This is a genomic window from Phenylobacterium sp. (assembly GCF_035276905.1).
Taxonomy (GTDB): Bacteria; Pseudomonadota; Alphaproteobacteria; order Caulobacterales; family Caulobacteraceae; genus Phenylobacterium.
The window spans coordinates 1-10,045 of the sequence record NZ_DATELG010000361.1 but is presented as its reverse complement, the minus strand read 5'-3'; the positions used below and the strand labels follow the sequence as shown (position 1 = coordinate 10,045).

Genomic DNA, 10,045 nt, shown 5'->3' with positions numbered 1-10,045 from the left:
ACCCGCGCGTTCTGACCGCAAGCGGACCTTTTCGTAAGGAACGAAATAGCTGCTCAGCGAACGTCGCGAGCCACGGCCTGCATGATGCGCTCGACCAGCGCATCGTCGCCCTCGGCGGCGCGCGGCTGATCGGCGGGTCCGGGAAAGGCCGCGACATAGGCCTCGCGCGCCTCAGTCGAGCCAGCCAAAATTTCCAACGCCGCTGCGCGGCTTGCGTCGGGCCACCGGTCAAGGTCTGTTCCGTTCTGCTCGAGCAGTCCCTGGAACGCCGCGAGATCCATGGCCAGGCAGACTCTTCCCACTGCGCAGTCGAAATTTCAACGCCTGTCGACCGCGTTTCAGTAGCGAACGGACAGATTGCTCGGAGGTTACCATCACCTCGGCGATCCGCGCGACCTCCATGTCCTCATAATAGAAAAGCTCGATCGCCCGCCGCTGCGTGGCCGGCAGGCGCTGCAAGGCCGAGCGCAGCGTGCCGGACAACTCCTGCTGCTCGATCTCCTCCTCCTGACGCGGCGGCACGGCGATCCCGGCGTCGCGGTCGATGAGCCGGGTGAGCTCCTCCTGCGGCTGCGGCGTCGGGCGACGGCTGCGATAGCAGTCGATCGCCCTGTTCATGGCGATCCGGTAGAGCCAGGTCGTGAATTTCGCCTCCGGCCGCCAGCTGGCCCGGTTCCGCCAGGCCGAGACGAACACCTCCTGTGTCACGTCCTCGGCTTCCAGCTCGTCGCGCAACACGTTCAGCGCCAGACGCCGCACCAGCCCCACGTGCCGCTCCACCAGGACCCGGAAGGCGAGATGGTCGCCCGCCTGGGCGGCCAGGAACAACCAGTCGTCGGCTTCCGCCCGCAGATCCTGGAGGGAGCGCGGCGTCTCGGATGAGGTTTCCTGCGTCAGCATATTCGTCGTCCACGTCAAGTTGGACGACAACCAGCAACCACCATGCCATGTATTTATTAGATACAAAAACGTATACTATTGTTAACGTCAGATTCAAAATGGAAAACTGAGCGTTCACATCCGACGCAAAATCGGAAATCGACCTCCGTCTCTACATCAATGGAGATGCAAACGAAACGATTTCGACATGTCACAAAGCCATTTGTGGCCCTCACGTATCGTCTCTATTTCTCGCGGATCGAAAGGCATGCGGTTGAGAGCCATCTGCAGCCGTCGGTACATGTCAGCGAGCCGGTCCGCCTCGGGGGAACGCCCTTCCACCGAGGCGGTCAGGGCGATGAGGATGCGGATGGAGCGCTCGTTGTGGCGGCACATTTCGTCGAGCGCCCGCTCCTGGTAGGCAGAAAGCGCAGCGTCGAAACTGACCGCCAGTTGCTGATGCGCGGCGGCGAGGACGGCGGCGGGGCGGCTGTCGAGCGCCTGGCTGGCGCGATAGGCGGCGGCGGCCTGGTGCGAGGAGCTCATGCGTTGCTCGAGACTCCATTGAGGATCGCCTTGATCTGCGCCTGGACCAGCTGGGCGGCGGACACTTCTTGCTCCATGTTCGAGTACTTGTTGATGAGGGAGGTCTGGTAGTCGTTCGCGTCGGACCGGATCTGCGCCGACTGGGCGCTCCAGGCAGTGTCCTGGGTGTCCAGAGCGTCGATCTGCTGCTGGATCAGCCCGTTGCCTGCGTCGCCGAACTCCGAAGCGAAGTTGGTCAGCTGGTTTGCGAGCCCGGGCCGGATGTTCACCTGAATCGAGGTGTCGCCGGACGCCACCAGGGCGAAGCTCAAGCCTGCGTAGATGGTCCCCTGCGCACCGACGAGGCGGTTGCCCAAGACCACAAAGGCGTTCGCGTCGCCATTCACCGAGGCGCCGGTAATGGTCCCGTCGGAGTTGGCGGTGACGTCGAGCGTGAAGTTGAAGCTCGACTGGGCGGTGTTCTGCAGGAGCTTCAGAGCAGAGTCGGACGGCGTGAACGTCGACTGGAACATCGACGCCACCTGCGAGAGGTTCGACAGGAGCGCGTTGTCGAGCGTGCTCTCGTTCGACAGTTGCAGATCGTTGTTGCCGTCGACGGTGACCCCAAGGTCCGCCAGCGTCGAATAGGCTCCGGTGGCGGACGCGCTGGGCGTCGAGATCAGGCTGCCAAGTTGCTGGCTGACGCTTCGCAAGAGAGAGTCGGCGAACAGCGGAGCTTTGGAGGCGTCCACAGCGCCATCGGCCCCGACCGACTGGTTGGTGGTGATGTAGTCGCGCAGGGCGTTGTAGGCGGTGATGAAGTTGGTGATGTCGGTCTTGACGCTGCTGTAGTCGGGCTGGACGCCCAGGGTGACCGTCAGGCCTGTCGGCGTGGTGTTCAGCAGCGACATGCTGATGCCGGAGACCGCCCCTGTGACGTTGTTCGTGTCGCTGGTGATCTGCGAGCCGTCGACGGTGAGGATCGCCGGCTGCGCCGCCTGCAGCACGTCGCTGAACGAGCCGTCGGAGCCGACCAGACCCAGCCCGCCCAGCACGTCGTCGCCGGACGCGGACGTGGCCGTGATCTGCTGATTGGTGTCGTTGCCGGATAGGACCAGGCGGTAGCCGCCGCTGGAATCCTTGATGATCGAGGCGCTGACGCCGGACGTCGACGAGGTGGCGTTGATCGCAGACGCCAGATCGGAAAGCGTCATGTCCGGCGTGACGTTGATCGTCGCCGCCGTTCCGCTTCCATCCTGCAGGATGAAGCTGCCCGTGTAGTTCAGGGCGCTGGTCTGGTCCATCGCATTGGAGGCGACCTTTTCGGACGCCGCCAACTGGGCCACCTGCAGCTTGTAGCTCGCCGACGCGGCGCTCGCGTCGGCGCTGGCGGCGATGTAGCTGCTGGCGCTGGAGCCGTCCGAGGCCGTGAGCGTGACGGCCTTCTCGTCGAAGGCCGAGGGGGTCGCGCCGAGCGAGCTGTAGGCCTGAGACGCCAGCTTCGACATCGACGTCGAGAGCGCGTCCACCAGGGTCTGCAGCTGCTGATAGGCCGCGATCCTGGTCTTGTTGGCGGTGACCTTGGCGTCGAGCGCATCGGCCGGCGCAGTCTTCTGCGCCAACGCCGCCTGGATCAGCGACTGAGTGTCCAGGCCCGAGGCCGTCCCCGTCAGATAGGTGGTGGACGCCGCGGTGTTCACGACGCTGGAGGCGCTTGCGCCGGTCGAAGTGGTTGTCGTCATCCTGGCCCAGGCTCGACGGCTGAGATTGCAATTGCGAAGGCCGGCGCTAGAGCGTTCGGCGGTTCGAATGAACCGCCGAACGCTCATAAGTTCTTGAAGTTAGACCATTCGCTGCGCCGAACCGGCCTCCACTTCGGCGGCGAATGGTCTAGCCGGCGCCGGCCTCGCGCGGGCGCTACTGGAGCAGCTTCAGGATCGACTGGTTCATCTGGTTTGCGTCGGACAGCGCGCTGATGGCCGCCGTGGTCAGCGTCTGGTCGCTGCTGAACTTCGACTGGGTGGCGGCGATGTCGGTGTCGGTGATCGCCGACTTGGCCGCGTCGAGGTTCTGGATCGAGGTGTTGATCACGTCGCTCCGGAACGACAGGCGAGAGAGGGTCGCACCGACGTTCGCGCGGTCCGTCGAGATCTGGGTGATCGCGTTGTCCAGCGCGTTCATTTCGGAAGCCGCGTCGGTCGCATTGTCGATCGGCACGGCGCCGACGCCGAGCGTGGTGGTGTCCGCCCCGTTCAGCTGCACGGCGATGGTGTCGCTGCTGGAGGTGCCGACCATGAAGGCTACGCCGGTCGAATAGGCGCTCGTGCCGTCCAGCAGCGCGGTGCCGTTGAACGTCGTGTTCTTGGCGATGTCGTCGATTTCCGTCTTCAGCTGCGAATATTCGGCATTGATGTAGCTGAGGTCGGCGGTGCTCGACGAGCCGGACTGCGCCTGGGCGGTCAGCGTCTTCATCCGTGTCAGGATGTCGCTGATGTTGGAGAGCGCGCCGTCGGCGGTGTTCAGCACCGCGGTGCCGTTCGACAGGTTGGTCTGCGCCTGTTGCAGGACCGAGGCGTCGGCCTTCATGCCGGTGGCGATGGCGAGGCCCGAGGAGTCGTCCTTGGCGCTGGTGATGCGCGAACCGCTCGACAGCTGAGCGATGTCCTGGCTCTGCGCCGCTGCGTTCTTGTTCAGGTACAACAGGGCCGTGTTGGCCGTGGTGTTCGTCGAGATGACAGTCATCTTCTAACTCCGCTTCAACGTCGACCGCAGGCGAGATGCACGCCACGGGGCGCGGAACCTTGCGTTTTGCAACCGACGCCACGGTTTTGAACGGGGCCAGGCTGAGCAATGGGGCGCAAAATCTTTGCAGCCGCCCCTCGCACGGCTCCTTTCCCGGCTCGCGGCGCGCGGCCGCCAGCTGACCGAGCCGCCCATATTTGATTCTCCGCCCCATCCGGTGCGGTGGCTCCGTTCCACCGTTCAGACAGGCCCGCGGGCCTCTGAGCGGCAATGGAGAGATGCGATGAGCGTCGGAGCGGTGTCTTCGAGCACCACGTCGTCAGCCACGAGTTCGACACCGGCCTCGGCCGGCATCGGCCTGACCAGCAATCAGTTCCTGTCGCTGCTGACCACTCAGCTGCAAAGCCAGAACCCGCTCAATCCGACCGACCCCAACCAGTTCACCAGCGAGATGGTGCAGTACGCGGGGCTGTCGGAGCAGATCGACACCAACGCCAAGCTCGACGCGATCTCGACCACCATGTCGAATGTACTCACCCAGGTGAGCCTGCTGGCCCAGGCCGGCGGCGCCTCGGCGACCCAGAACTGAGGTCGCCGTCCGTCATGAGCCTTTCCTCAGCCCTATCCAGCGCCGTCTCCGGACTGAACGCGCAAAGCGTCGCGCTTTCGAACATCTCGAAGAATATCGCGAACGCGTCGACCACCGCCTACAAGACCTCCCAGACCGACTTCGAGACGATGCTGACCGGCTCAACCGGAGCCGATGTCGCCGGCGGGGTGACCGCGACGACAATGCAGAACATGTCGCAACAGGGTCAGATCGCCAGCACCAGCACCGCGACCAATGTTGCGATCCAGGGCGACGGCTTCTTCGTGGTCGGCTCGAGCGCGAACTCCACAGCTTCCGACTTGAACTACACCCGCGACGGCAGCTTCACGAAGGACAGCGCCGGGAACCTGGTCAACGACGCCGGCGACTATCTGATGGGCTTCGCTACGGACTCCTCGGGCTCCGTGATCGTCGCCAACACCAGCGACCTTTCGAACCTGCAGCCGATCAACCTGAGCAAGATCGGCGGCACGGCGAAGGCGACCAGCGAAATCAACTTCACCGCCAACCTGCCGGCCACCGCCACGGTCGGCGCCTCGTTCGCCACCAGCACGACAATGATCGACTCGCTGGGCGTCAGCCACACGATCGGCCAGACCTGGACCAAGACCGCGGCCAACACCTGGACCCTGGCGCTGGCCGATCCGGTGGAGACCTCCGACATCAGCGGCGGCCCCAGCGGCACGATCAGCCCCTCCACCGTCGACGTGACCTTCGACAGCAACGGCGTGCTGACCTCGACCAATCCCTCGCCCGTCGACCTGTCGATCACCGGGCTGACGACCGGCGCCGCCGACAGCAACATCACCCTGAACCTCGGCACGGTCGGCAAGACCGACGGCGTCACCCAATTCGCCTCGACCACCAGCACGATCGGCATCGAGAACCCGACCTTCACTCAGGACGGGGCGCTCTACGGGCAGCTGACCGGCGTCACGATCGACGGCAAGGGGCTGATCACCGCCTCCTTCGACAACGGCGTCAAGCTGCCGGTGTACCAGATCCCCGTCGCCACCTTCGCCAACCCCAATGGCCTGACGCCGATCAGTGGAACAACCTACGGCTCGAACCAGGCCGCCGGCAACGTCGGCCTGCGGATGCCGGGCGACGGCGGCGCAGGCAGCCTCGTGGCCTCCGCCCTGGAGGGCTCCACCACCGACATCGCCAGCGAATTCAACCGCATGATCGTGGCCCAACAGGCCTATTCGGCGGCTTCGCAAGTGGTGACTACGGTCAAGAGCATGTTCGACACGCTCACTCAGGCGATGCGCTGAGCCATGAGCATCGTCGAGCTGAGGACACGGGCAGAGCGCTGCCGCGCCTCCACCTTCGCCCTGCCGGTGGTTGCGACGGTCGAGGAGGCGCGCCAGCTGGCCCGAGAGATCGCCGATCAGCTGGCCGGGCTCTCGGGGCGCGAGGCCCTGCTGTGCCTGGCTTCACTGCACGATGTGCAGGCCGTGCTCGCCAGCCGCGTCGCCCGACTGCAGGACGAGATGGCGGTCACGCGGCGCGAGCTGCGCCTCGCAGCGAACGCCGGCGCCGCTTGCCGCAGCTATGGCGAAGCCGCCCGGTTCAAGCCGAGGAACGCCTGAGCCATGTCCTTGTCGGTGATCCTCAACACGGCGGCCGCAGCGCTGACCAACACCGAGTTCAAGATCGCCGTCACCAACACCAACGTCGCCAACGCCAACGAAACGAGCTATTCGCGCAAGGTCGTCTCCAGCGCAGCGATCACCTCGACCGCCGCCCTGACGGTGAGCACGACCAACCGCGTCGCCGACTCCTACCTGACCAAGCTCACCACCAGTTCGGCCGCGGACTCCGCGCGCGACCAGGCGATTTCCAGCGCGCTGACCACATATGACGCCGCCCTTGGCACGGTGGACGGCGGCGATGATCTGTCGAGCCGTCTCGGACACCTCCAGACCGCGCTGGCCAACCTCTCGAGCAGCGGCGCCGACAGCGCCTCCAAGGCTGCCGCGGTCGCCGCCGCGACCACGCTCGCCGGCGCTATCCAAGGGCTGTCTTCGACGGTTCAGTCGCTGCGGACCCAGGCCAATTCCGACATCGCCAGTACGGTCAACGAGATCAACGCCCAGACGGCGACCATCGCTTCTCTGAACAGGCAGATCGTCGCCGCGGACGCCAGCGGCGGCGACCCGACCGACCTGGAGGACCAGCGCGACGCCGCGCTTCAGACGCTGGCCGGCGACATCGGGGTCTCCTACTTCGTAGGGCCGGACAACCGTATGCAGGTCTATACCTCTTCCGGCGACCTCCTGGTCGGCGACCAAGCCAACGCCCTCGCCTACACCGCCGCCAGCACGCTCTCGGCCAGCGCCAGCTACCCCGGGCAGATCTCGGGCATCGCCTTGGGCGGCCGTGACATCACCACCTCGGTAAGTTCCGGCAAGCTGGGCGGCCTGATCAGCCTGCGCGACAGCACCCTGGTGCTGGAGCAGGACAAGCTCGACGCCTTCTCGTCGGCCCTCATCAGCGCAACCAACGCCGTGACCAACACGGGCAGCGCCTATCCGCCGCCGGCCAGCCTCACGGGCGTAGCTTCGCTCGATCCCGGCCAGGCGCTGTCGGGCCTGGGCACGCTTCGGGTCACGGTGACCGATTCCAGCGGCACGGTCGCCAGCAGCACCGACCTCGACCTCTCGAGCTACGGCACGGTCGGCGACCTGGTGGCTGCGCTGAACAATATCCCCGGCCTGAGCGCCCAGCTGGACTCCCAGGGCCGGCTGTCGTTGCAGACGGCCAACGCGGCCCAGGGCGTCGCCCTCGCCGACATCGGCGCCAGCGTCGGCGCCCCCGGCCAGGGCGTCTCGGCCTATTTCGGGCTCAACGACCTTTTCATCGGCTCCAGCGCCTCGGACATCGCCGTCAACCCGATGATCACGAAGGCGCTGGACAGCCTGCCGACCGGCCAGCTCAGCACGGCCTCGACGCTTGGCGCCGGCGACATCGCGGTGGCGTCGGGCGACACCACCACCACGGACGCGCTGAGCGCGGCGTTCGGCGCGGCGCGGACTTTCACCGCCGCGGGCGACCTGCCGACGCAATCCACCAGCCTGCTCAGCTACGCGACCGACTTCGTCTCCAGCGCCGCGAACGTGGTCGCTGCAGCCTCCAGCGCTGCGGACGCCTCCTCGGCGGTGTTCACCACGGCGCAGGCCCGGCAGCAGAACTTCAGCAACGTCAACACCAACGAAGAACTGGCCCAACTTACCTCGCTGCAGCAGCAGTACGACGCCAACGCCCAGATGATCACCACGGCGCGCCAGATGTTCCAGGCGCTTCAGAACATGATGTCGGCTACGTGAGGCTTGAATGGTCAGCCGGATCGCCACCTTCGCCAACACCAACCTCCTCGTCCAGGCGAGCATGAACCTGCAAAGCAAGCTCTCGTCGCAACAGTCGCAGGAGGCCTCCGGCCTGAAGACCACCAGCTTCAGCGGCCTCAAGGGCGACGCCGGCAAGCTGCTGGACCTCCAGGGCCAGACCGCGCGCCTGCAGGCCGAGAGCGACATGGCCACCGCCGCGGCGGCGGACGTCCAGTCGGCTTATTCGGCCGTCGGCAACATCACCGACCTGACGACGACCATCCGCACCCAGCTCTCGGCGGCGCTCAGCAACACCAGCCCGTCGACCCCGCTGATCACCTCGGCCGACGCCCAGAGCTGGCTTCAGACCCTGCAGTCCCAGCTGAACACAGAGGTGGGCGGCCGCTACGTCTTCTCCGGCCAGGCCGTCGACCGGCCGCCGGTCAACTTCGCCGACGCCAAATACAATCCGAACAACGACCCGACGACGCCGGACACCGGCTATTACGAGGGAACGACTGCGACGCGGACGCTGACGACCTCGACCGGGACCACGGTCGGCATCTCGGTCAGCGCCGACTCTTCCGGCTTCGAGAAGCTCGCGCGCGCCCTTTCCATGATCGCTGCCAACCCGACCGACCAGACGCAGCTGAGCGGCGCCTACGACCTGGCCACCTCGGCCATGACGGACCTTGGGACCACCCAGGCGACGCTTTCCAACCAGGCCGCGGCGCTCGACGACATCGGCAGCGACAACGCGGTCAAGACGACCACGCTGAAGAACCTCGCCGGCGACCTCACGGGCGCGGACCTCTCGACAGCCGCGGTGATGGTCACCCAGTACCAGACCCAGCTCGAAGCGGTGTACGGCTCGATCGGTCAGCTCTCCAGCGTCAGCATCCTAAAGTATCTAGCCTGAAATCCCGCGCGGGGTTCGACGGGACGTCGTCAGTGCGCCGTGGCGCCTTCGCCAAGCACCGACTTCAGCACTGCGCCTACGTCGCCGGTCAGCAGGGCGGCCGAAGCGCGGATCATCTGCGGATCGATCACGTCGATCTCGCAGCCGCAAATGTTGCTCGCCAGGTCCGGCGATTGTGCGCACAGCAGCAGGTCCTGGAAGATCCGCGCCACCAAATGTCCGCCGTCCGCCTCACGGGTGTTGCCGAGCAAGGCGACTACCAGCGAAAGCGTCGTCGCCGTCGTGTCCGCCAGGCGTCGAGCCGCGTGCAACTCCCCGAGCAGCAACTGCGCTTGTTGCTCCATCAGCCGCGTCTGCGCTGCGAGGTCGCGGACGTTCGGGGGGACCTGATGGGCGCTTGGCACGATGGCTGTCTCCGCAGGGAATTGCAGAGGTTGAACGGCGGCGTGTCCGCTGATGGGGCGCTTAATCTGCACTCAGTCCTGGCCCACCCCCGCCGCCTGCGACAGGAGCGCCGCAGCGGCGCGCATGAGCTCGGGATCGACGGCGTCCGCGGCGCAACCCATGCCCTCCGCCAGCTCGGGGATGTCGGCGCACAGCCGCAGCTGGCCCGCGAGGCGGCGCATGCGCAGGGCGCCTTCTCCGGTCTCGTCCTCGATCAGCAGTTGCACGAGCAGCAGGGCCTCGGGGCGCTGATGCGCGAGCTCGCGGCGCGCAGCCGCCAGGTCCTCGGTTTTCGGCAGGGTGGGCCTGGTTCTCATGGCGACCGTTCTATTCTTCGAACAGCCATGAAACGGTCTCGGGGCGCGGATGGGGCGGCGAATTTGCCCACCTCGCAACAGCTTGCGATCGGCGACGCAGACACCGACGGCGAAGGCGAGCTCAGCGCCAGCGAACTGTCGTCGGCCGCCCGGTCCCCGCAGGACAGCGCCTCTGGACGCAGCGCCGCACCCGCTCCCCTGTGACAGGCGGCTCGCCTCGTGCATTAGTAACGGCGTGATGGGTGCGGGTGCGATGATCAAACGTGTGGCTGAAGCGCCG

Annotated in this window: 12 protein-coding genes; 5 read left to right on the top strand and 7 right to left on the bottom strand. The window is 66.2% G+C overall.

Going from position 1 to position 10,045, the window contains the following annotated elements; translation table 11 throughout:
* Positions 1 to 53 precede the first annotated feature (53 nt).
* From VJS38_RS17105 to VJS38_RS17085, 5 genes are all read right to left on the bottom strand, one after another.
* Entirely contained in the window at positions 54 to 281 is a 228-nt protein-coding gene (locus tag VJS38_RS17105) for a hypothetical protein (protein ID WP_324089357.1), read from the bottom strand.
* On the bottom strand, positions 229 to 900 hold the full coding sequence (locus tag VJS38_RS17100; RefSeq protein WP_324089356.1) for an RNA polymerase sigma factor: 672 nt from the start codon (positions 898 to 900) through the stop codon (positions 229 to 231). The genes VJS38_RS17105 and VJS38_RS17100 overlap by 53 nt, the downstream gene beginning before the upstream one ends.
* A 156-nt stretch (positions 901 to 1,056) precedes the next feature.
* Positions 1,057 to 1,425: a hypothetical protein gene (locus VJS38_RS17095; RefSeq protein WP_324089355.1), complete on the bottom strand. Its 369-nt coding sequence runs from the start codon at positions 1,423 to 1,425 to the stop codon at positions 1,057 to 1,059.
* Positions 1,422 to 3,146 carry a flagellar filament capping protein FliD gene (gene fliD / locus VJS38_RS17090; RefSeq protein ID WP_324089354.1) on the bottom strand — a complete coding sequence of 575 codons (1,725 nt, stop codon included), beginning with the start codon at positions 3,144 to 3,146 and terminating at the stop codon, positions 1,422 to 1,424. Before fliD ends, VJS38_RS17095 begins: the two co-directional genes overlap by 4 nt.
* A gap of 175 nt (positions 3,147 to 3,321) precedes the next feature.
* On the bottom strand, positions 3,322 to 4,146 hold the full coding sequence (locus tag VJS38_RS17085; protein WP_324089353.1) for a flagellin: 825 nt from the start codon (positions 4,144 to 4,146) through the stop codon (positions 3,322 to 3,324).
* Between the two features lie 283 nt (positions 4,147 to 4,429).
* Between VJS38_RS17085 and VJS38_RS17080 the strand changes: the two genes are divergently transcribed.
* The 5 genes from VJS38_RS17080 to VJS38_RS17060 are packed head-to-tail and all read left to right on the top strand — an operon-like array spanning position 4,430 to position 9,004.
* Positions 4,430 to 4,735 (top strand): flagellar hook capping FlgD N-terminal domain-containing protein, encoded by a 306-nt coding sequence (locus VJS38_RS17080; RefSeq protein WP_324089352.1) that lies wholly within the window; start codon positions 4,430 to 4,432, stop codon positions 4,733 to 4,735.
* A gap of 14 nt (positions 4,736 to 4,749) precedes the next feature.
* Entirely contained in the window at positions 4,750 to 6,030 is a 1,281-nt protein-coding gene (gene flgE, locus VJS38_RS17075; protein WP_324089351.1) for a flagellar hook protein FlgE, read from the top strand.
* Positions 6,031 to 6,033: 3 nt separating this feature from the next.
* Complete coding sequence (locus VJS38_RS17070) at positions 6,034 to 6,348, top strand: hypothetical protein (RefSeq protein WP_324089350.1); 315 nt, start codon at positions 6,034 to 6,036, stop codon at positions 6,346 to 6,348.
* A gap of 3 nt (positions 6,349 to 6,351) precedes the next feature.
* Positions 6,352 to 8,085 carry a flagellar hook-associated protein FlgK gene (gene flgK, locus VJS38_RS17065; protein ID WP_324089349.1) on the top strand — a complete coding sequence of 578 codons (1,734 nt, stop codon included), beginning with the start codon at positions 6,352 to 6,354 and terminating at the stop codon, positions 8,083 to 8,085.
* A gap of 7 nt (positions 8,086 to 8,092) precedes the next feature.
* Positions 8,093 to 9,004, top strand: a complete 912-nt coding sequence (locus VJS38_RS17060) for a flagellin (protein WP_324089348.1) — start codon at positions 8,093 to 8,095, stop codon at positions 9,002 to 9,004.
* A 29-nt stretch (positions 9,005 to 9,033) separates the two neighbouring features.
* Here VJS38_RS17060 and VJS38_RS17055 read toward each other — a convergent pair whose 3' ends face one another.
* A complete protein-coding gene (locus tag VJS38_RS17055) occupies positions 9,034 to 9,408 on the bottom strand; it encodes a hypothetical protein (RefSeq protein WP_324089347.1) in 375 nt (124 codons plus the stop codon).
* A 72-nt stretch (positions 9,409 to 9,480) separates the two neighbouring features.
* Positions 9,481 to 9,765 carry a hypothetical protein gene (locus VJS38_RS17050; RefSeq protein ID WP_324089346.1) on the bottom strand — a complete coding sequence of 95 codons (285 nt, stop codon included), beginning with the start codon at positions 9,763 to 9,765 and terminating at the stop codon, positions 9,481 to 9,483.
* Between the last annotated feature and the right edge of the window lie 280 nt (positions 9,766 to 10,045).